This window comes from Lelliottia jeotgali (assembly GCF_977070485.1).
In genome coordinates this window covers 329399-351320 of the sequence record NZ_CDRVFO010000006.1, presented here as the reverse complement: position 1 = coordinate 351320, position 21922 = coordinate 329399, and the positions used below count along the sequence as shown (strand labels likewise).

Annotated in this window: 20 protein-coding genes; 17 read left to right on the top strand and 3 right to left on the bottom strand. The window is 61.1% G+C overall.

The window, feature by feature from the left end; translation table 11 throughout:
• Positions 1–178: 178 nt before the first annotated feature.
• Together ACW4TB_RS12065 and ACW4TB_RS12060 are read right to left on the bottom strand one after the other, a co-directional pair.
• Complete coding sequence (locus ACW4TB_RS12065) at positions 179–1399, bottom strand: CaiB/BaiF CoA transferase family protein (protein ID WP_254466848.1); 1221 nt, start codon at positions 1397–1399, stop codon at positions 179–181.
• A 14-nt stretch (positions 1400–1413) separates the two neighbouring features.
• Positions 1414–2595, bottom strand: a complete 1182-nt coding sequence (locus tag ACW4TB_RS12060) for an acyl-CoA dehydrogenase (protein WP_012316821.1) — start codon at positions 2593–2595, stop codon at positions 1414–1416.
• 162 nt (positions 2596–2757) lie between these two features.
• Between ACW4TB_RS12060 and ACW4TB_RS12055 the strand changes: the two genes are divergently transcribed.
• From ACW4TB_RS12055 to ACW4TB_RS12010, 10 genes are all read left to right on the top strand, one after another.
• Positions 2758–3666, top strand: a complete 909-nt coding sequence (locus ACW4TB_RS12055) for a LysR family transcriptional regulator (protein ID WP_012316822.1) — start codon at positions 2758–2760, stop codon at positions 3664–3666.
• 411 nt (positions 3667–4077) lie between these two features.
• Positions 4078–5199, top strand: coding sequence for a Re/Si-specific NAD(P)(+) transhydrogenase subunit alpha (locus ACW4TB_RS12050; protein WP_012316823.1), 1122 nt, complete (start codon positions 4078–4080; stop codon positions 5197–5199).
• Positions 5200–5210: 11 nt separating this feature from the next.
• Complete coding sequence (locus ACW4TB_RS12045; protein ID WP_012316824.1) at positions 5211–5525, top strand: NAD(P) transhydrogenase subunit alpha; 315 nt, start codon at positions 5211–5213, stop codon at positions 5523–5525.
• A gap of 2 nt (positions 5526–5527) precedes the next feature.
• Positions 5528–6964, top strand: coding sequence for an NAD(P)(+) transhydrogenase (Re/Si-specific) subunit beta (locus ACW4TB_RS12040; RefSeq protein WP_042111833.1), 1437 nt, complete (start codon positions 5528–5530; stop codon positions 6962–6964).
• A 188-nt stretch (positions 6965–7152) separates the two neighbouring features.
• On the top strand, positions 7153–8646 hold the full coding sequence (locus ACW4TB_RS12035) for an acetyl-CoA hydrolase/transferase family protein (protein WP_039604671.1): 1494 nt from the start codon (positions 7153–7155) through the stop codon (positions 8644–8646).
• Between the two features lie 375 nt (positions 8647–9021).
• A complete protein-coding gene (locus tag ACW4TB_RS12030; RefSeq protein WP_012316827.1) occupies positions 9022–9237 on the top strand; it encodes a DUF1127 domain-containing protein in 216 nt (71 codons plus the stop codon).
• Positions 9238–9554: 317 nt separating this feature from the next.
• Positions 9555–9872 (top strand): DUF2388 domain-containing protein, encoded by a 318-nt coding sequence (locus tag ACW4TB_RS12025; RefSeq protein ID WP_012316828.1) that lies wholly within the window; start codon positions 9555–9557, stop codon positions 9870–9872.
• Positions 9873–9955: 83 nt separating this feature from the next.
• Positions 9956–10300: a DUF2388 domain-containing protein gene (locus ACW4TB_RS12020; protein WP_012316829.1), complete on the top strand. Its 345-nt coding sequence runs from the start codon at positions 9956–9958 to the stop codon at positions 10298–10300.
• Positions 10285–10605 carry a DUF2388 domain-containing protein gene (locus ACW4TB_RS12015; protein WP_012316830.1) on the top strand — a complete coding sequence of 107 codons (321 nt, stop codon included), beginning with the start codon at positions 10285–10287 and terminating at the stop codon, positions 10603–10605. Before ACW4TB_RS12020 ends, ACW4TB_RS12015 begins: the two co-directional genes overlap by 16 nt.
• Positions 10602–12560 (top strand): DUF7844 domain-containing protein, encoded by a 1959-nt coding sequence (locus ACW4TB_RS12010; protein WP_279932346.1) that lies wholly within the window; start codon positions 10602–10604, stop codon positions 12558–12560. The genes ACW4TB_RS12015 and ACW4TB_RS12010 overlap by 4 nt, the downstream gene beginning before the upstream one ends.
• A 60-nt stretch (positions 12561–12620) precedes the next feature.
• Here the strand turns inward: ACW4TB_RS12010 and ACW4TB_RS12005 are convergent, their stop codons facing one another.
• Positions 12621–13022, bottom strand: coding sequence for a GFA family protein (locus tag ACW4TB_RS12005; RefSeq protein WP_279932348.1), 402 nt, complete (start codon positions 13020–13022; stop codon positions 12621–12623).
• A gap of 266 nt (positions 13023–13288) precedes the next feature.
• On the opposite strand from ACW4TB_RS12005, the gene ACW4TB_RS12000 reads away from it, so the two are divergent.
• The 7 genes from ACW4TB_RS12000 to ACW4TB_RS11970 all read left to right on the top strand — a co-directional run bounded on the left by ACW4TB_RS12000 (position 13289) and on the right by ACW4TB_RS11970 (position 21922).
• Positions 13289–14596, top strand: a complete 1308-nt coding sequence (locus tag ACW4TB_RS12000) for a CitMHS family transporter (protein ID WP_012316833.1) — start codon at positions 13289–13291, stop codon at positions 14594–14596.
• Positions 14597–14663: 67 nt separating this feature from the next.
• Entirely contained in the window at positions 14664–15440 is a 777-nt protein-coding gene (locus tag ACW4TB_RS11995; protein WP_455842981.1) for a TerC family protein, read from the top strand.
• A gap of 228 nt (positions 15441–15668) precedes the next feature.
• Positions 15669–17327 (top strand): Na/Pi cotransporter family protein, encoded by a 1659-nt coding sequence (locus tag ACW4TB_RS11990; protein ID WP_279932351.1) that lies wholly within the window; start codon positions 15669–15671, stop codon positions 17325–17327.
• Between the two features lie 30 nt (positions 17328–17357).
• Positions 17358–18764: a M16 family metallopeptidase gene (locus ACW4TB_RS11985; RefSeq protein ID WP_279932353.1), complete on the top strand. Its 1407-nt coding sequence runs from the start codon at positions 17358–17360 to the stop codon at positions 18762–18764.
• 90 nt (positions 18765–18854) lie between these two features.
• The gene (locus ACW4TB_RS11980; RefSeq protein ID WP_012316837.1) at positions 18855–19877 is read left to right on the top strand and encodes a DUF5924 family protein; all 1023 of its coding nucleotides are present in this window, start codon (positions 18855–18857) and stop codon (positions 19875–19877) included.
• Between the two features lie 123 nt (positions 19878–20000).
• Positions 20001–21134: an ABC transporter permease gene (locus tag ACW4TB_RS11975; RefSeq protein ID WP_012316838.1), complete on the top strand. Its 1134-nt coding sequence runs from the start codon at positions 20001–20003 to the stop codon at positions 21132–21134.
• Positions 21131–21922: an ABC transporter ATP-binding protein gene (locus ACW4TB_RS11970; protein ID WP_012316839.1), complete on the top strand. Its 792-nt coding sequence runs from the start codon at positions 21131–21133 to the stop codon at positions 21920–21922. Before ACW4TB_RS11975 ends, ACW4TB_RS11970 begins: the two co-directional genes overlap by 4 nt.

Here is a 21922-nt window from a genome sequence, read left to right as displayed (position 1 = left end):
GATTAAGCAACTCGTTGAATTTCAAGGAGTTTCTCGTTCCGACTACGCTGGAAGTGGGGCGCATTATAAGGGGATTCTAACGCGCGTCAAGGCTTAATTCCCATAAACCCCACTATCGCTGAAAAGCAAAGCGGGGAGGCCTGTCGGCCTCCCCGCTTTTCATCACCTATATATAGCCTCAGAGCACACCAGCACTGCGCAAGCGCCCAAGCGCATCGCCATCCAACCCCAACACATCACCTAGAACTTCCTCCGTGTGCTCACCCAACAGCGGCGGCGCACGACGATACTCAACGGGGGTTTCCGATAACCTGATAGGGCTCGCCACCTGCGGCACACTCCCACCCAAGGCATGGGGCATGCTGACAGCCAGGCCGCGAGCAAGTACCTGCGGATCCTGGAACATCTGCGCCAGATCATTGATCGGCCCACAAGGCACGCCTGCAGCCTCCAACTGGCTCACCCACTCAGCCGTTGTCTTGAACACCGTGGCCTGGCGTATCAAGGGAATCAGCTGCGACCGATTGGCCACCCGCAGCTTGTTGGTTGCGAAGCGTGGGTCATCAGCCCATTGAGACTGACCAGCCACCTCGGCGAACTTGCGGAACTGGCCATCGTTGCCGACGGTAAGAATGAAGTCGCCATCTGCGGTCGGGAAATCCTGATAAGGCACAATATTAGGATGTGCATTGCCCAGCCGTCGCGGCGGGTTCCCGGTAGTGAGGTAGTTCATCGCCTGATTGGCCAAGCATGCTACCTGCACATCCAGCAAGGCCATATCGATGTGCTGCCCAACGCCGGCCTGGTCTCGATTGGCGAGGGCCGCCAGTATGGCCACAGTCGAATACAGCCCAGTCAGAATATCGGTTAGTGCTACACCTACCTTTACAGGTCCGGCACCCTCCTCACCGTCCGGGCGCCCGGTCAGGCTCATCAGCCCGCCCAGCCCCTGGATCATGAAGTCATAGCCAGCGCGCTTAGCGTAGGGCCCGGTCTGACCGAAGCCAGTGATCGAGCAATAGATAAGCTGGGGATTCACCGACTTCAGGCTCGCGTAATCCAGCCCATAGGCAGCCAGCCCGCCAACCTTGAAGTTTTCGATGACGATGTCCGACTTCGCAGCCAGCTCTCGCACCAGGCGCTGCCCCTCCGGCTGCGTAAAGTCGATCGTCACCGAACGCTTGTTACGGTTGGCCGACAAATAGTAAGCCGCCTCGTTGGTGTTCTCGCCTTGTTCATCCTTGAGGAAGGGCGGCCCCCAGGCGCGAGTATCATCGCCGCTCCCTGGGCGCTCGACCTTGATCACATCGGCGCCCAGGTCAGCCAGAATCTGACCAGACCAAGGCCCAGCCAGCACACGGGAGAGGTCCAGCACCCGCAGATGAGATAGCGCGCCCATGAACAGGCTCCTTATCAATAGAAGGCTTGGATGCCGGTCTGGGCGCGCCCCAGTATCAGCGCATGTACGTCATGCGTGCCCTCATAGGTGTTGACCACCTCAAGATTGACCAGATGACGCGCGACGCCGAACTCGTCGGAGATACCGTTACCACCCAACATGTCACGGGCCATACGCGCAATGTCCAGCGACTTGCCGCACGAGTTGCGCTTCATGATCGAGGTGATTTCCACCGCAGCGGTGCCCTCGTCCTTCATACGCCCCAAACGCAGGCAGCCTTGGAGGGCCAGGGTAATTTCGGTCTGCATGTCGGCCAGTTTCTTCTGGATAAGCTGATTGGCAGCCAGCGGGCGGCCGAACTGCTGACGGTCCAGGGTGTACTGGCGAGCGGTGTGCCAGCAGGCTTCAGCAGCCCCCAAAGCACCCCAGGAAATTCCATAACGGGCAGAGTTCAGGCAGGTGAATGGACCTTTGAGGCCACGCACATCCGGGAAGATGTTTTCCTCGGGCACGAACACATTGTCCATCACGATTTCGCCGGTAATCGACGCGCGCAGCCCGACCTTGCCATGGATCGCCGGTGCACTGAGGCCCTGCCAACCCTTTTCAAGAACAAAGCCTCGGATATCACCAGCGTCATCCTTGGCCCAGACCACGAACACATCGGCGATCGGGCTGTTGGTGATCCACATCTTGCTGCCGCTCAGGCGATAGCCGCCGTCCACCTTTCTGGCACGGGTGATCATCGAGCCCGGGTCGGAGCCATGGTTAGGTTCGGTCAGACCGAAGCAACCGATCCACTCACCGCTGGCAAGCTTGGGCAGGTACTTCTGTTTCTGCGCTTCGGTACCGAACTCGTTGATCGGCACCATCACCAGTGAAGACTGCACACTCATCATCGAGCGATAGCCAGAGTCGATACGCTCCACTTCCCGGGCAATCAGCCCGTAGCACACGTAGTTGAGCCCACTCCCGCCATATTGCTCGGGAATGGTTGCGCCCAGCAGGCCGACTTCACCCATTTCGCGAAAAATAGCGGGGTCGGTCTGCTCATGACGGAACGCCTCCAGCACGCGCGGGGCCAGCTTGTCCTGGGCGAACTGATAGGCGCTGTCACGAACCATGCGCTCTTCTTCAGTGAGCTGCTGGTCCAGCAGCAGCGGGTCGATCCAGTTGAAGCTTGCTTTACCGGCCATGAGCGAAATCCTCGAAATAGGGGAGCAGATTCTTGTGCCTTTGATCCTAGGCCTGATCTACAACGAGGACAAACGAGGATTGCGCACGTATTAGTGATAATTTATCACTCCGAAACACTTCAAAACCCCTTCTTGCAAATGCTATGAGTGAGGTTGCCGTACATGCGTCGCAAGATCCCCAGCACCACCGCATTAGTCTGCTTCGAAGCGGCAGCGCGCCACGAGAGCTTTACCAAGGCCGCCCAGGAACTTGCATTGACCCAAGGCGCCGTCTGTCGCCAGATCGGCGGCCTCGAGGCGTTTCTCAACGTGGAGCTGTTCCGGCGCTCGCGGCGCGGCGTCAAGCTGACAGAGGCGGGACTGTCGTATAGCCGCCAGGTTGCCGCACAGCTGGATGCAGTAGAGCGTGACACCTTGTCGGTAATGCGCCAGCAAGGTGCCAACGTGATCGAACTGGCCGTGGTACCGACTTTCGGCACCCAATGGTTGCTGCCGCGCCTCAAGGACTTCCAGCAGCGACACCCGGATGTCACCGTCAACCTCACCAACCGCACACGGCCGTTCCTGTTTGCCGATACCACGTTCGATGCCGCTATCTATTTTGGCGATGGCGACTGGTCTGGCACGCACTCCCACCGCCTGATGGGCGAAAACCCGGTACCCGTGTGCAGCCCGGCCTTGCTGGGCGGGCAAGGCATGCTCGACGCGACGCGAATCGCCAACCTGCCGCTGCTGCAGCAGACCACTCGGCCCTATGCCTGGCGCCAGTGGTTCAATGGTCTGGGCATGAACGTTTCCGGCGACATGACAGGCCCACGCTATGAACTGTTCTCAATGCTGGCCCAAGCTGCCATACACGAGATGGGCATCGCGCTGATACCACCGTTCCTGATCCAGCGGGAACTGGAGGAAGGCAGACTGGTGGTCGCTAACAGATACGCCCTGTCCAGTGACAAGGCCTATTATCTGATGATTCCCGAGCGCAAGGCCGAATCGGCGTCGCTGCGGGCATTCCGTGATTGGCTGCTGGGGCAGGCACAGCATTACATCGCCCCTTCCCTACCCTTGTAGTCAATTATTTTGAACACCTACAGATGTATGTTTTTGTCGCATATAAGAAAACTGTTCAGGTGAATCGAAAAACCCCAACAAAACCCCTAAACACGCGGCTTTCAGAGGGTTTTTACGACCTTCGCGAGTCCATCTGCGAAATCAACGCAAAAAATTTCAAAAAATCCCCTAATCTGCCAATAGCCCATGTTTGACGGGCTGCGCCCTATTCGTTGCGACATACAGTCACAGGGTGACTTGTAGTTTTAACTTCGTTTCGCTCCAGAACCGGTTGAAGGCCCTCGGGTTCGTCTGCAAAATGCTCCGCCCGCCCTGGATTCGGCGGACTGGCGCTCAACAGCCAAACCCGCGCACCATCCGAAGTGCGCTGGCTTCTATAAAGACAAAAAGGTCACCGCAGGAGAAATAGTCGTGCACATTGGTGTTCCTCTCGAGACGCAGACCGGTGAGACAAGGGTCGCTGCGACCCCGGAAACCATCAAGAAACTGATTGGCCAGGGCCATCAGGTCACCGTCCAACGGGGGGCAGGGCTCAATGCCAGCATTCCGGACAGTGCCTATGAGGCCGTGGGTGCTTCCCTGGGAAGTGCAGCCGATGCCTACGGCGCCCAACTAGTCCTCAAGGTGGTCGGTCCCAACGACCAGGAGCTGGCCCTGATCAACAGCGGCAGTCTTCTGGTGGGCATGCTCAACCCATTCAACAACGAGCTGATCGGCAAGATGGCAGAGCGCGGTATCACTGCCTTCGCCCTGGAGGCCGCGCCGCGTACTTCGCGGGCCCAGAGCCTGGACGTGCTGTCGTCCCAGGCCAACATCGCAGGTTACAAGGCCGTGTTGCTGGCTGCCCATCATTACCCGCGCTTCATGCCCATGCTGATGACCGCCGCCGGCACTGTGAAGGCCGCGCGCGTGCTGATCCTGGGTGCTGGCGTTGCCGGCCTGCAGGCCATCGCCACCGCCAAGCGCCTGGGCGCAGTCATCGAGGCGTCCGACGTACGCCCGGCTGTCAAGGAGCAGATCGAGTCGCTGGGCGCCAAGTTCATCGACGTGCCCTATGAGACCGATGAGGAACGCGAGTGCGCAGAGGGCGTCGGCGGCTATGCCCGGCCGATGCCGGCCAGCTGGATGCAGCGCCAAGCCCAGGCCGTGCATGAGCGCGCAAAACAGGCCGACATCGTCATCACTACGGCGCTCATCCCCGGGCGTAAGGCACCGACGCTGCTCAGCGCCGAGACCGTGGCGCAGATGAAGCCAGGCTCGGTGGTCATCGACCTGGCCGCTGCCCAGGGCGGCAACTGCCCGCTGACCGTCGCCGACCAGGTAGTGATGGAAAACGGCGTGACCATCGTCGGCCCGACCAACCTGCCGGCTCAGGTGGGTGCAGATGCCTCGGCGCTGTATGCACGCAACCTGCTGGACTTCATGAAGCTGCTGTTCGACAAGGACGGCGCGCTGGCCATCAACCTCGAAGACGACATCGTCGCCGCGTGCCTCATGTGCCGCGACGGCCAGGTCGTGCGCAAGAACGGCTAAGGAGCACGACAATGGAAGACATGCTGATTTCCCATGGCATCTACAACCTGATCATCTTCGTGCTGGCCATCTATATCGGCTACCACGTGGTCTGGAACGTCACCCCGGCACTACACACGCCCCTGATGGCGGTCACCAACGCCATCTCGGCCATCGTCATCGTCGGCGCCATGCTGGCTGCCGCGCTGACCGTGACCCCGGCCGGCAAGCTGATGGGCACCCTGGCGGTGGCCCTGGCTGCGGTCAATGTGTTCGGTGGCTTCCTGGTCACCCGTCGCATGCTTGAGATGTTCAAGAAGAAAACCAAGAACGAGGCGCAGAAGTAAGCATGAGCATGAATCTGGTAACGCTCCTCTACCTCGTCGCCTCTGTCTGCTTCATTCAGGCGCTCAAAGGCCTGTCGCACCCGACCACGTCGCGGCGCGGCAACCTGTTCGGCATGATCGGCATGGGGATCGCGATCCTCACCACGGTTGGCCTCATCTATAAGCTTGGGGCAGAGCTGGCAACTGCCGGGATTGGCTACGTCATCGTCGGCCTGCTGGTCGGCGGTACCGCTGGTTCGATCATGGCCAAGCGCGTAGAGATGACCAAGATGCCGGAGCTGGTCGCCTTCATGCACAGCATGATCGGCCTGGCGGCGGTATTCATTGCCATCGCGGCAGTACTCGAGCCGCAATCGATGGGCATTGTCGCCAGCATCAGCGACCCGATCCCCACCGGTAACCGCCTGGAGCTGTTCCTTGGCGCTGCCATAGGTGCAATCACCTTCTCCGGTTCCGTGATCGCGTTCGGCAAGCTGTCGGGCAAGTACAAGTTCCGCCTGTTCCAAGGCGCACCGGTACAGTTCGCCGGCCAGCACAAGCTGAACCTGATTCTGGGCCTGACCACAATTGCCCTGGGCCTGCTGTTCACGTTCACCGGCCACTACAGCGCCTTCACCTTGATGCTGGTCCTGGCCTTCATCATGGGTGTACTGATCATCATCCCGATCGGCGGTGCAGACATGCCGGTGGTGGTATCGATGCTCAACAGCTATTCGGGTTGGGCGGCGGCCGGTATCGGCTTCTCGCTGAACAACTCGATGCTGATCATCGCCGGCTCGCTGGTGGGCTCCAGCGGTGCGATCCTCTCGTACATCATGTGCAAAGCGATGAACCGCTCGTTCTTCAACGTCATCCTCGGCGGCTTCGGCGGGGATACCGATACCGGCGCGGCGCAAGGCTCGAAAGAGCAGCGCCCGGTGAAGTCTGGCTCGGCCGACGACGCGACCTTCCTGCTGAGCAACGCCGACACGGTGATCATCGTGCCCGGCTACGGCCTGGCGGTAGCACGTGCCCAGCACGCGCTCAAGGAACTGACCGAGAAGCTGACCCACAACGGCGTGACCGTGAAGTACGCGATCCACCCGGTGGCAGGGCGCATGCCTGGGCACATGAACGTACTGCTGGCCGAGGCCGAAGTGCCCTACGACCAAGTGTTCGAGATGGAAGACATCAACGCTGAGTTCGGTCAGGCCGACGTAGTGTTGGTGCTGGGCGCCAACGACGTGGTCAACCCGGCGGCTAAGAACGATCCAAAGTCGCCGATCGCGGGCATGCCGATCCTGGAGGCTTACAAAGCCAAGACCATCATCGTCAACAAACGCTCGATGGCCAGCGGCTACGCCGGCCTGGACAACGAACTGTTCTACCTGGACAAGACCATGATGGTGTTCGGTGACGCGAAGAAGGTCATCGAGGATATGGTCAAAGCCGTCGAGTAACCCCGCTTCCACCACCCAGTGGAATATAAAGAAGCCCCGGCGAGATCCCTCCCGGGGCTTTTTCATTTTGGTGATCCAGATCAATGGCTGTATTCCCTGGCTCCTCATACGACCATGGTCGCGGGACGGCGCCGGGGTAAATCTCTAGACTGCGCTGCAGTAGCTTCAGTAGCCCGAGATAACAATCCATGTACCGTGATCGTATCCGCTTGTCCTCCCTGCACAGCAAGGTAATGAGTGCGGCTGACGCCGCTGGCCTGATCGAGGACGGCATGACCGTCGGCATGAGCGGTTTCACCCGCGCCGGCGAAGCCAAGGCCGTACCGCATGCCTTGGCCGAACGCGCCAAGCTGTCGCCTCTGAAAATCAGCCTGATGACCGGCGCCAGCCTGGGCAATGACCTGGACAAGCAACTGACCGAGGCCGGCGTGCTGGCGCGCCGCATGCCGTTCCAGGTCGACAGCACCCTGCGCAAAGCCATCAACGACGGTCAGGTGATGTTCATCGACCAGCACCTGTCGGAAACCGTCGAGCAACTGCGTAACCAGCAGCTCAAACTGCCGGACATCGCGGTAATCGAAGCGGTGGCCATTACTGAACAGGGCCACATCGTACCGACCACCTCGGTGGGCAACTCGGCGAGCTTCGCGATCTTCGCCAAGCAGGTGATTGTCGAGATCAACCTGTCGCACAACGCCAACCTCGAAGGCCTGCACGACATCTATATCCCGACTTATCGCCCGACCCGCACGCCGATCCCGCTGGTGAAAGTGGATGACCGCATCGGCAGCACCGCGATCCCGATCGACCCCGCCAAGATCGTCGGCATCGTCATCAGCGATCAGCCAGATTCGCCCTCCACGGTGCTACCGCCGGATGATGAAACCCAGGCCATCGCCGACCACCTGATCAACTTCCTCAAGAACGAAGTGGATGCAGGCCGCATGACCAACAGGCTCGGCCCGCTGCAAGCCGGCATCGGCAGCATCGCCAACGCGGTGATGTGTGGCCTGATCGAGTCGCCGTTCGAGGACCTGACCATGTACTCCGAAGTACTTCAGGACTCGACCTTCGATCTGATCGACGCTGGCAAGCTGAGTTTTGCCTCAGGCAGCTCCATCACCCTGTCGGGGCGTCGTAATGCCGACGTATTCGGCAACCTGGAGCGCTACAAGGACAAGCTGGTACTGCGCCCGCAGGAGATCTCCAACCACCCTGAAGTCGTGCGCCGCCTGGGCATCATCGGCATCAACACGGCGCTGGAGTTCGACATCTACGGCAACGTCAACTCCACGCACGTCTGTGGCACCCGGATGATGAACGGTATCGGTGGCTCCGGCGATTTCGCCCGAAATGCTCACCTGGCCGTATTCGTCACCAAGTCGATCGCCAAAGGCGGGGCGATTTCCAGCGTGGTGCCCATGGTGAGCCATGTCGACCACACCGAGCACGACGTGGACATCCTGGTGACCGAACAGGGGCTCGCCGACCTGCGGGGCCTCGCGCCACGGGAACGGGCACGGGCGATCATCGATAACTGTGTCCACCCGGATTACCGTGCAGCGCTGAACGACTATTTCGATCGCGCTTGCCTGCGTGGCGGCCACACCCCGCATATCCTGCGTGAGGCGCTGAGCTGGCACGAAAATCTGGAAGAAAGTGGGCGTATGCTCGCCAGCTGATCTATAGCAGCGGTCTGCCTTTGCCAGCGGCCGCCACGCGCTCCTGACGCCACAGCAACACCTCGAGGGCTGCCCTGCAGCCCTTTCTCGGCTCAAGCCCGATTCAGCAAGCACTGAAGAATATAAAACTGTACTACTGTACTGTTAATTCTCCACGCTCCCGCCTACTCAAACCCATCTAAAACCTGAAAAAGCACCATAACGGTGCGGACCAGTACAGTTGCGCCTGTTTCGAGTGCAACAGTAGGGTTACACAGTTAACTGAACCATCGTAATGCAGTAGAACTGTATCTACTGTTATGGACAGCAGAGGAGGATCATTGGTACCAGTTAAATCACTCCCTAGTCCCGCCATAAGCGGAAGGATGAAACATCATGGAACGTACCCTCAGTTCCGGTCTCGTTTTCGAAAACAACGCCCAGCAAACCAACGCTTCGCTGCCGCTGCGCGCGCTCTCTACCCTGCTGCTGTGGCAGCGACGCATGGCCAGCCGCCGTCAGCTGGCGCGTCTCGATGCCCGCCTGCTGGCCGATGCCGGTATCAGCGAGTCGCAGCGTTACGAAGAGCTGAGCAAGCCGTTCTGGCGCTAAGCACCGGCTCGCCGGCTTCGGCTGGCACCGTGAATTCCCAAACCCGTTGCAGGAGACTGCAGCGGGTTTTTTTATGGGGTAGTTCCCTGCCACCCTTGAAGCAGAGCCTGCCATCACTGAAAAGGTACAATTTTCAAAATATCAAAATAGACCATAACAGTTACCTTGTGCCCCGTTCATTAACATCCATAAATTCCGGCGCGTGATACGCTTGACTGGGCAGTCTGGTAAAAACCAGATGTTCAAAGCCACCGTGACGAACCGTGTGAGCGTCCAATAAGCAGATCCACCCGAATCTTCCCCAGGAGTGCACGACCATGACCCGTAATTACCTGATTGGCGCAGCCCTGCTGCTCGGCCTGGCCGGCACTGCCCACGCCACCAGCTTCATTGTCACTACTGATGCAGTCGTTGGCGCGGTTGCCGCCTCCACCGACGCTACCTCCGATGTGTCATCGTCTTTCCGTGATGACAAGATCGTTCAGGCCGCTCGAGACGATGCGGCCAGCTATGTGGGTAGCCAGGGCGCCATTCGCGGCGCCAAGCTCGAGAGCGCTTTGCTGCACATCCGCTCGAACATGCCAGCTCTGAAGGCCAGCGATGCGCAGTTGGCCCAGGCCATTCTGGCGATCTGACCTGCTGCAGCCCACAAGCGCTGGCCCTGGCCGGTACTTGTGGGCTAGCCTTCGACGTCCCTGTTCCTGTCGTAAGAAAGCCAATGCGTTATCTGTTGCCGCTGCTGTTTTCCGTAGTCGCCATGGGCAGTGCCCATGCCATGGACACCACCACGCAAGGCCTAGTCATCACAGGCTACGTCACAAGCCAAGTCACGACTGCCCCATTCGACCGCAAGCTGGTCAGGCAGGCTCGCGATGATGCCGCTGCCTTCGTCGCCAGCGACGGCCTGATTCACGGAGCACGTCTGGAAGCAGCACTCAAGTCGCTGCGCCATGACGGCGCCCGTCAATCTGTCGGCGACCTTGAACTGGCAGAAGCAATTCTCGTCCAATCATTAAATCTGACTCCCTGTATTTCCGGAGATGCTCCATGCGTAAACCGCTGATCGCCGCTACCCTCGGCATGTTGCTGCTGGCCGACCTGGCCCAGGCACAAACTCTGGTGGCCACCAGCAACATCATCGTGCGGGCCTTTGGCCGCTCGATCGACTTCACCTCTGACACCACCACCTCGATCCGCGACTCAAAGGTCGTGCGTGAAGCTCATGACGATGCCGCCAGCTTCGTCGCCAGCAACGGTGATATTCGTGGCGCCCAGCTTGAGGCCGCCTTCAACACCCTGCGCGAACGCGTGCCTGAAGCGCGCGGCGCCAGCGACCAGGTGCTGGCCGAAGCCATCCTGGCGCTGTGAACCACGTACGTGCCTGGTTGCTCGGCTGCGCCCTGACGCTGCTGGGCACGCCCGCCCTGGCTGACCTGCAGCTCGAGCTGCAGTCAGCCGGCCTGGCCCCACAGCAGGCTCAAGCCACCCAAGCCCTGCTTGATGAGGCTTTGGCCAAGCTCCCTCCCCGCTTCAAGCAACAGCTCAACCGGCGCATTGAGGTCAGCTGGAGCGACAACATGCCAGCCGATGCCTACGGGCAGGCCTCCTTGGTCTCGACCCTGCAGCTAAACCGGCGCCTGCTGCCCGGCCTGACTGACGGCAGTGCTGCGCAGGAGCGCACCAACCGTCCGCATGGCACGGTGCGTGAGGAGTTGCTGGCTACAGTCCTGCACGAACTTACCCACATATACGACCGAGCCCGGCTCTGGCCCAGTGCTGAACATTCGCTGATCGCCCGCTGCAAGCGCCAGCAAGGCACCGTTGGCAAGATCGGTCTTCCCGAGCAATGCCGCGGCCAGGCCGAGCGCCGCTTTACCCTGAGCGACGACCCGCGCCTGCTCGACCTGGCCGGCTGGCAGCAATACGTCGGCCGCCGCGGTGAGCGTGAACAGCACAATGGCCAGTTCCTGCGCAGCCCCGACAGCTACGAGCTGAGCAGCCCCAAGGAATACATCGCGGTCAACATGGAGTACTTCCTCCTGGACCCGAGCTACGGCTGCCGTCGGCCAGCGCTCAATCAGTACCTGGCTGATCATTTCGGCTGGGCGCCCGAGCAGGCAACGTGCGCCAAGGGCTTGCCATTCCTCAACGCCGGCAGCGACTTCGCCCGCCAGCCGTTGGGCGAAATCGACCCGGAACGGGTCTACGAAGTGGACTTTCTCCTGGCCGAGGCCAACCAGAACCTGGTGAGCCGTTGGGGCCACAGCATGCTGCGCCTGGTGATCTGCAAGCCCGGCCGCCCACGCGGGCCAGACTGCCGCCTGGACCTCGACCAGCACCTGGTGCTCTCCTACCGTGCCTTCGTCAATGACGTTCAACTGTCCAGCTGGGATGGCCTGGTTGGCGCCTATCCGTCGAGGCTGTTCGTGCTACCGCTGGCCCAAGTAATCGACGAATACACCAAGACCGAACTGCGCAGCCTGGCGTCGGTGCCGCTGAAGCTCAACCGCGACGAAGTTGAAAATCTGGTACGCCAGGCCGCCGAGATGCACTGGAGCTATGACGGCAACTACTGGTTCCTGTCCAACAACTGTGCGGTGGAATCATTGAAACTGCTACGCAGCGGCACCGCCAACCCGCGCCTGAACGACCTCGACAGCATCATGCCCAACGGTTTGCTTGCAGTATTGAAGGGCCGGGGACTGGCCGATACCAGCGTGCTCGACGACCCGCGCGAAGCCTTGCGCCTGGGCTACCGTTTCGACTCCTATCGCGACCGCTATCAAGCGATGTTCGATGTGCTGAAGAAACAGCTGCCAGTCAAGCAGGACAAGGTCGAGGACTGGCTGGCCCAGGACGCCGAACAGCGCCGCAGCTGGTTCTTGCAAGCCGACCTGCGCACCAGCGCCGCCTTGCTTCTGCTGGAACAGGCCAGCCTGCGCCGCCAACTGCTGCTGGCTCAGGATGAAGTGAAGCAGCGCTATCTGAATGCGGCCGCGCTGAAAGATGGCAGTATCAACAAGGCCGACCAGACCCTGAAGCAGATGCTCGCCAACAGTGGCTTTCTCAGCCGCCCGGCCGAACTGCTGGATACAAAGGGATACGGGCTACCGCAGCCGGACGAGCGCAAGCATCTGGAAAAAGTCAGTACTGAACGGCAGGCACAGTTGCTGCGCTTGAGCACTGACCTCGACAGAGAAGTGAGAGCGCTGCTGGAGCCTTCGCGGGCCAAGGAAATTGCTGCGGTCGAGGCCAATGTGAAGCTGATTGGTGAGCACCTGCGGGCGCTGCACAAAGCAGCAGGCGGCCTGCAACTGCCTTGATTGCCCTCCTGGCCCTATCGCCGGCAAGCCGGCGATAGGGCGGGTAATGCCATCCAGAGGCTAGAGTTTTTCCTCTTCCTCTTCAGGCAACCCTTCATCCACATGCAGCCAGGGCAACCGGCTCCCGGTCCAGATGTGCCGCGTGGCCCGCACCCGTTCCGGGTGGTCCAGCGTCGCTACCGTCACATCGATGCTGCCCGGGCTATGCGACGTCACCAACGCCACATGTGCACCACAATCACCGCAGAAGTAGCGCTTGCAACTGGCCGGAGCCACATAGCACTGCGGCCTGCCTGCCACCCATTGGAAACCGGAGCGAGGCACGGTGAGCCAGGTCACCAGCAGGCCGCCGCTGACCCGCCTGCAGATCGAACAATGACAATGGGCGATATCCGTCAATTCACCCTTCAAGCAATAGCGCAAGGCGCCGCAATGGCAGCCACCTTCGGTTACCTCTGACATCTCCTACCTCCCGTCGCCCTTTTCCTGGCGAAAGCTGGCTGAAAGCTTGCACCCATAGGATAGCCACCACTACCGGCACAAGACCGGTCAGCCAGGGCACCCGGAATCTTCCGCGCCCGGCCCAATCAACAACAACAATGGTGATTCCGATGTATTTCTGTGCCCGCCCTTTCGCAGTACCCCTCCGCTTGCTCCCCGCGCAGCGCTCAACGCGCTGATTCGCCCGATCGACTTTCCTTTCGCCGCGCCACGCCTGGAGTATTGCCATGCTGACCTTTCTCGGCTTTGCCATGGTCATCACCTTCATGTACCTGATCATGACCAAGCGCCTGTCGGCCTTGATCGCGCTGATCCTGGTACCGATCCTGTTCGCCCTGTTCGGTGGTTTTTCCGCCAAGATCGGCCCGATGATGCTCGAAGGCATCAGCAAGCTCGCCCCCACCGGCGTCATGCTGATGTTCGCCATCCTTTACTTCGCCCTGATGATCGACTCCGGCCTGTTCGACCCGGCGGTGCGCAAGATCCTCAAGCTGGTCAAGGGCGACCCGCTGAAAGTCTCGGTCGGTACCGCCGTGCTGGCCCTGGTGGTCTCGCTGGACGGTGACGGCGCCACCACCTACATGATCTGCTGCGCCGCCATGCTGCCTCTGTACAGCCGCCTGGGCATGAGCCCGCGGATCATGGCCGGCCTGATCATACTCGCCGGTGGGGTAATGAACATGACCCCATGGGGCGGCCCCACTGCCCGCGCAGCCAGTGCCCTGCACGTAGACCCTTCGGACATTTTCGTACCGATGATCCCGGCCATGGTCTTCGGCGTGCTGGCGATCCTGGCCATCGCCTACATGTACGGCAAGCGTGAACGTGCCCGCCTGGGTGAACTGCACCTGCCTACCGACGACATCGATCACAGCGAAATCACCGTGTCGCAGTTCCCCGACGCACGCCGGCCGAAGCTTCTGTGGTTCAACGGTGCGCTCACCGCTGCGCTGATGGCTGCGCTGATCGCAGGCCTGCTGCCACTGCCGGTGCTGTTCATGATCGCCTTCAGCATCGCCATGATCGTCAACTACCCTTGCCTTCAGCAGCAGAAGGACCGTATTGCCGCCCACGCAGGCAGCGTACTCGCCGTGACCGGGCTGATCTTCGCTGCCGGTATCTTCACCGGCATCCTGTCGGGCACCGGCATGGTCGAGGCCATGTCCAAAAGCTTGCTGGCGGTCATTCCCGAAGCACTGGGCCCTTACCTGGCGGTGATCACCGCGATCGTAAGCATGCCGTTCACCTTCTTCATGTCCAACGACGCCTTCTATTACGGGGTGCTGCCGGTGCTGGCCGAAGCGGCCAGCCACTACGGCATCAGCCCGGTGGAAATGGCCCGCGCTTCGATCGTCGGCCAACCGGTACACCTGCTGAGCCCGCTGGTACCCTCGACCTACCTGCTGGTGGCGCTGGCAGGCATCGAATTCGGTGATCATCAGCGCTTCACCCTCAAGTGGGCAGTACTGGTGTGCATGTGCATAATGCTCGCCGCACTGCTGATGGGCATTTTTCCGCTGTTCAGCAGTCTGTAAATAAACGCCTGTCACCGCAACGCGAAGTGTCCCGTGCAGGGGCGCTTCGCCACTATCGCTCGAAGGAATATTCATGGAATGGCTGACCAGCCCGGAAATCTGGGTTGCCTTTTTCACCCTCACTGCGCTTGAGATCGTTCTCGGTATCGACAACATCATCATGATCTCGATTCTGGTCAGCCGCATGCCTAAGCACATGCAGGCGCGCACCAGAATCTTCGGCCTGGCCCTGGCCATGGTCACCCGCATTTTGCTGTTGCTGTCGATCACCTGGGTCATGCGCCTGACTGCCGACCTGTTCGTGGTATTTGGCCAGGGCATCTCGGGCCGCGACCTGATTCTGTTCTTTGGCGGCCTGTTCCTGCTGTGGAAAAGCTCGCAGGAGATCTACCACGGCCTGGAAGGCGAGGACGAAAGCGGTGACGAGCCCAAGGGCAAGGGCGGCACGTTCCTCTTCACCATCATTCAGATCGCCATCATCGACATCGTCTTCTCCCTGGACTCGGTGATCACTGCTGTAGGCATGGTTTCGCATGTGCCGGTGATGGTCGCCGCAATCATCGTGGCAGTACTGGTGATGATGTTGTGCGCCGGTGCAATCAGCAACTTCATCGACAAACACCCTTCGCTGAAGATGCTTGCGCTTTCGTTCCTGATCGTTGTAGGCACCGTGCTGATCGCCGAATCTTTCGATGTGCACGTGCCCAAAGGCTACGTCTACTTCGCCATGGCGTTCTCCCTGGGGGTGGAGGCCATCAACATCCGCATGCGCACGGCCATGGCGCGCAAGCGTGGCAAGGAGCAAGACGCAGTGAAATTGCGCAAGGACATTCCGGGTCAGTAAGCACCGCGAACTCAGTATTCGAGGGCCCTCATCAGGGCCCTTTTTCATGCCTTGGATTTCATGACAGACAGGTTTCAAATGCTGGCCGAGCATGCCAAGCTGGCGATAGGTCCGCAAAACAACTAAAGCTTGAGTAAGCACTGGATAAAAACACCCACCCCCGGGCCAGGCTTACCGCTTCACCCATTGGCTCCGCCTTTGGAGCCCGGATAAGAGGGGGGCTACACCATGCTGACCCTGCTCAACCTGCTTTCCGCCGTCGCGTTGCTGGTATGGGGCACGCACATCGTCCGTACCGGCATCCTGAGAGTGTTCGGCTCCAACCTGCGCCGGGTCCTGAGCCAGAACATGAACCGGCGACCATTTGCGTTCATCGCCGGTATCTTGGTCACGGCCGTGGTACAGAGCAGCAACGCCACCGCCATGCTGGTGACGTCATTCGTGGGTCAGGGCCTTATGGCAATGACCCCGGCACTGGCAATCATGCTCGGTGCCGATGTCGGTACCGCGCTGATGGCCAGGGTGCTTACCCTGGACCTTTCATGGCTTTCGCCGTTGCTGATATTCCTGGGCGTGATCTTTTTTCTGTCGCGCAAGCAGACGCGCGCGGGCCAGCTGGGCCGGGTAGGCATCGGCCTGGGCCTGATCATTCTGGCGCTGGAACTGATCGTTCAGGCGGCCACCCCGATCACCCAGGCTCAAGGTGTGAAAGTACTGTTCGCCTCATTGACCGGAGACATCCTGCTCGATGCGTTGGTTGGCGCAGTGTTCGCCATGGTTTCGTACTCCAGCCTGGCGGCAGTGCTGCTGACCGCCACCTTGGCCGGCGCTGAACTGATCAGCCTGCCAGTGGCCATCGGCCTGGTGGTCGGCGCCAACATCGGCAGCGGGCTGCTGGCCTTTCTCAGCACCAGCATGCAGAACCCCGCGGGCCGGCGAGTAGCCTTGGGCAGCCTGTTGTACAAGCTGATCGGCCTGGTGCTGATCATCCCGGTGCTGAATCCGCTGGTGGCGTGGATGGACTCGCTGAGCTTCAGCCCCCAGGAGCTGGTGATCGGCTTCCACCTGCTTTACAACACACTGCGGTGTCTGGTCCTGCTGCCCACCGTCAAGCCCATGGGGCGCCTGTGCAACTGCTTGTTGCCGGAGCGCGAGAACGGCAACGGCCAAGTACGCCCACGCCACCTGGACGCCTCGGCACTCACCACACCCAGCCTTGCCCTAGCCAATGCTGCCCGCGAAACGTTGCGCCTGGGCGATATCGTCGACAGCCTGCTCGAGGCCATGCTCAACGCCCTGCGCGGCACTCAGACCGCCCTCCCACAGCAGGTCCGTGCCCTGGGCGAAGATGCCGAAGCGCTGTACAGCGCCATCAAACTGTACCTGGCCCAAATGCCCCGGGAGGACCTCAGCGATCAGGACAACAGGCGCTGGGCCGAAATCATCGAGCTGGCGATCAACCTCAAGCTGGCCTGTGACCTGGTCGAACGCATGCTGCGCAAGGTCCAACAGCAGAAGACCAGCCAACGCCGGGAGTTTTCCCAGGTCGGCCTGCAAGAACTGACCGGCCTACAAGAGCAATTGCTGACCAACCTGCGCCTGGGCCTTTCGGTATTTCTCAGCGCCGACCCGGAAAGCGCACGCTTGCTGTTGCGGGAAAAACGCCGCTTCCGAGCCCAGGAAAGGCGCCTGGCCCATGCCCATGTCAGCCGCTTGCAACGCAAGGTGGTGCAAAGTATCGAGACCAGTTCGCTACACTTGGAGCTGATCGCTGACATGAAGCGGTTGAACTCTTTGTTCTGCAGCAGTGCCTATGTGGTACTGGGTGGCTCGGACACCGGCGGGCTATTGCTCGACAGCGTGCCGGACGAAGCCCGCCTACCCTGATCTCGCCTACCTGGAGACCCAAGCTCGCCCATGCGTTGCCTGACCTTCGTTTGCCTGCTGATCTGTAGCCTGCACTCATTCGCCCTCGACCGTTCGCGGGTCGAGGGCTACCTGCTGCCCAACGGTCTGCAGGTTGTCCTTAAATCCGGCTACGAACGCGATCATGTGGCGATCCGCCTGGTGGTGGGTGTGGGCCTGGACGACTTCGACTGCGAGCAGAAAGAGTTGCCGCACCTGCTCGAGCACTTGCTGTTCAGCGGCATCGACGAGACCGGTGAGGGCGGCTTGGAAGAGCGCCTGCAGGCTTTGGGCGGCGAATGGAATGCCTTCACCAGCAGCGCCGACACCACCTTCGTCATCGAGGCCCCCGCGCGCAACCAGCGCAAAGTGCTCGACCTGCTGCTGGCGGTACTGCGCGACACCCGCATCGACGCCAAGGCGCTGGCCACGGCCAAGCGCATCATCGAACGTGAAGACGGCGGCCACTACGGCCACCTGCAACGCTGGCTCGACCGCCAGGACATCGGCCATCCGGCCAGCGATCAGTTGGCAACCGAGCTGGGCCTCAAATGCCCGGAACGCTCCAACCTCGATGACATGACACTAGAGCAGGTTCAGGCCCTGCGTGATCGCTGGTACGCCGCCAACAACATGACCTTGATCATGGTTGGCGGTCTCGATCGGCTACTGCCGGCCTACCTGGAGCGCACCTACGGCGAGCTGCCGGCCACCGAGCCGCAGGAGCGGCGCAATCTGGAAAGCATCAGCCAGCAGGCCGAACAGCGACGCGACCTGACCCGTGGTTTTCTGGGCGACAGCGTCAAACTGCACTGGCTGTTCATCGAGCCGGTACTGGACAACGACCACCAGTCGACACTCGACCTGCTCTCACGCTATCTGGACTGGGCCCTGTACGACCAGTTGCGCCTGCGTAACGGCCTGTCCTATGGGCCTTCGGCACAACGCGAAAGCTTTGGTGACAGTGGCCTGCTCAGCCTGAACGCTGACCTTGAGCGCGGCGACGTCGACAAGGCGGTCAAGGTGATGCAGGAACTGTTCGACCACTTGCGCGAGGATGGCCTTGATCCGGATACATTCGCCCGTATCAAGGAGGCCGCCGTCGCCAAGGAAAGCTGGAGTACCCAGGGCAATAGCGCGCTGGCCGATTATTACTGGGGGGCACTCAACGCCTACAGCAACGGGCGGTTTGCCGACCCGGCCCGGCAGCTACGACAGGTCAGCCTGGAGCAGGCCAACGAGGCACTGAAGGCATTGCTCAAGGATGAAGGTTATCTGCGTATCGAGAAGCCTTTGCTTGGATATGACGAGCTGTATGGGCTGATTGCGCTGTTACTGGGGGTGATCCTGGCTGCCGGGCTGCTGCGGCGCCGGCGTACTTCACCCCAACCACCGAGCGGTGCTACACGGCAGCGGTGATTCGGCGGTATCCTTTCGCCAGTACCGGCCTCTTCGCGGGTTTACCCGCGACGGCGCGGCACAGTCACCCTACCACTCTGTTGTATACCCATGCCCCCTATTCCCCGTATCGTCCAGCGCGTCATCGAACTGCTCAAACGCTACCCCGGCATCATCGCGCTCGGCGGTTTCCTCTCAGGTATCGGCAGCTTCATTCTGGTCGACCGCCAAGCCAGCCTGGCCAGCTGGGTAGCCATTCTCATGCTGGTCAGCTGGATCTGGCTGATGCTGGAGAACACCCTGACAGGCCTGTTCGCCCGCACCTTCAAACGGGAAATTCCTCAGCCGCTGCTGCGCTACGCGACGCAGATGATCCACCAGGAAAGCCTGTTCTTCGTACTGCCGTTCTTTTTCATCACCACCACCTGGAACAGTGGCCAATTGGTGTTCACCGGCCTGCTCGGTGCCGCCGGGCTGGTCTCGATCGTCGACCCGCTGTACTACAAGTGGCTCGCACCGCGGCGCTGGCTGTTCATGGCGCTGCACACCCTCACCCTGTTCGCCGCGCTGTTGACGGCACTGCCGATCATCCTGCACCTGACCACTGCGCAAAGCTTCAAGCTGGCACTGATTGCCGCCATGGTGCTGTCGTTCCCGAGCCTGGCCAGCAGTTTCCCGATCAACACTTGGCGCCGTGGCGTGGCGCTGGTACTGATGACCCTGGCGGTGGGCGGGGGCGGTTGGTTACTGCGCTCGTGGGTCCCACCGGCCACCCTGTGGATGACCGAAGTGGCGGTCAGCACTGAGGTATTGAACCGCCAGCCCGGTGAATCGCTGGATGAAGTTGCCGCCAGCCGCATTCGCAGCAGTGGCCTGTATGCCTACACCGCTATCAACGCACCGCGCGGCCTCAACGAGCGCATCTACCATGTGTGGCAGAAGGACGGCAAGGAAGTGGACCGTATCGCCCTGGATATCCATGGCGGGCGCAAGGAGGGCTACCGTGCGTGGACCCACAAGCAGAACTTCCCGCCAAACCCCGCAGGTAAATGGCAGGTGCGCGTGCTGACCGAAGATGGCCAAGTGATCGGTGTGCTGCGCTTCAAGGTGGTAGACGACGCGCCGGCGAAGTAAGCGCTCCTGGGGGCCGGCTTGCCGGCGATTGGGCCGCAACGCGGCCCCACAATACTCAGCACATTCTCAACAAACCCCGCCATGCCTGCTGCGCTATGATCAGTCTCTACGCCTGTCAGATGCATGGAGCCTATGACTACCCCCAGCGCCACCCTGGATACCAGTAGCCAACCGCCCTGCCTGCGCATTGCCGGTGACTGGACCCTGGCCCACTACGCCAGCCTCAAGCGCGACAGCGAACGCCTGCGTACCCAATACGACGCCGACGCCGTAGCCGATCTCAGCCAACTGGGCCAGCTCGATACCGCCGGCGCCTCGCTACTGGCTGAGCTGCTGGGCTCTGAGCGCCTGTCGCACTGCACTCAAGAGCTGCCCGATGCCAGCCGCGCCCTGCTCAAGAACGTCTACTGCTCGGTTCAAGACTACTGCATCCCGGTAAAGGAACCCGAGCGCCATGTCCTGATCCTGCTGCTGGAGCGCATCGGCCGCGCGGTCAATACATTGTGGCAAGACACCCTGCAGTTGCTCGGCTTCATCGGCCTGATCCTCGAGACCCTGCTGCGCCGGGCCTTGCAACCGCATCGCTGGCGCCTCACCCCGGTTGTCTCGCATATCGAGCAGACCGGCCTGGACGCAGCGCCTATCGTCGCATTGCTGACGTTTCTGGTGGGCGCGGTGGTCGCCTTCCTCGGGGCGACCGTGCTGGCCGATTTCGGCGCAACCGTATTCACCGTCGACCTGGTGGCGTTCTCGTTCCTGCGCGAATTTGCCGTATTGCTGACCGCCATCCTGATGGCCGGCCGCACAGCCAGTGCCTTCACTGCGCAGATCGGCTCGATGAAGGCCAACGAAGAAATCGACGCCATCCGTACCCTGGGCCTGAACCCGATCGAACTGCTGGTCGTACCCCGGGTCTTGGCACTGCTGATCTCACTGCCGCTGCTGACCTTCGTCGCGATGATCTGCGGCATCGTCGGCGGTGCTGTGGTCTGCGCGCTTTCACTGGATATTTCGCCGGCCATGTTCCTCTCGCTGCTGCAAAGCGATATTGGCGTGCAGCACTTTCTCGTCGGCTTGGCCAAGGCCCCCTTCTTTGCCTTCCTGATCGCGGCCATTGGCTGCCTGGAAGGCTTCAAGGTCAGCGGCAGCGCTGAGTCGGTAGGCGCCCACACCACCTCCAGCGTGGTTCAGTCGATCTTCGTGGTCATCGTGCTCGATGCAGTGGCTGCGCTGTTCTGCATGGAGATGGGCTGGTGAGTGCCCCGGAAGCAGTGATCCAGGCGCGGGGCATCTGCAACCGCTTCGGCAGCCAGAGCGTGCACGAGAACCTCGATCTGGACCTTTACCGTGGTGAAATCCTGGCCGTGGTTGGCGGATCGGGTAGCGGCAAGTCGGTGCTGCTGCGCAGCATCATTGGGCTAAGGCTGCCGAACGAAGGCCAGATCAAGGTGTTTGGCCAGAACCTGGCCGGCCTGCATGAAGAGCAACGCTCATTGGTCGAACGACGCTTTGGCGTGTTGTTCCAGAAGGGTGCGCTGTTCTCCTCGCTGACCGTCACCGAGAACGTCGCGTTACCACTGATCGAGCATGCAGGCCTGTCGCGCGCCGATGCAGAACATCTGGCCGGGGTGAAGCTAGCCTTGGCCGGCCTGCCGATTTCAGCCGCAGACAAGTACCCCTCTTCACTGTCTGGCGGCATGATCAAGCGCGCCGCACTTGCCCGCGCACTGGCCCTGGACCCGGACATCCTGTTCCTTGACGAACCCACTGCCGGCCTCGACCCGATCGGCGCCGCCGCCTTCGACCAACTGATCCTCACCCTGCGCGACGCCTTGGGCCTGAGCGTGTTCCTCATCACCCACGATCTGGACACGCTCTACACCATCACTGACCGCATTGCGGTGCTGTCGCAGAAGAAAGTGCTGGTGGCAGGCCCGCTGGCCCAAGTCGAACAGACCAACGACCCGTGGATTCACGATTACTTTCACGGCCCACGCGGGCGGGCGGCTGAACAGGCCGCCAACCGTGCCGGGCAGGAGCGCTGA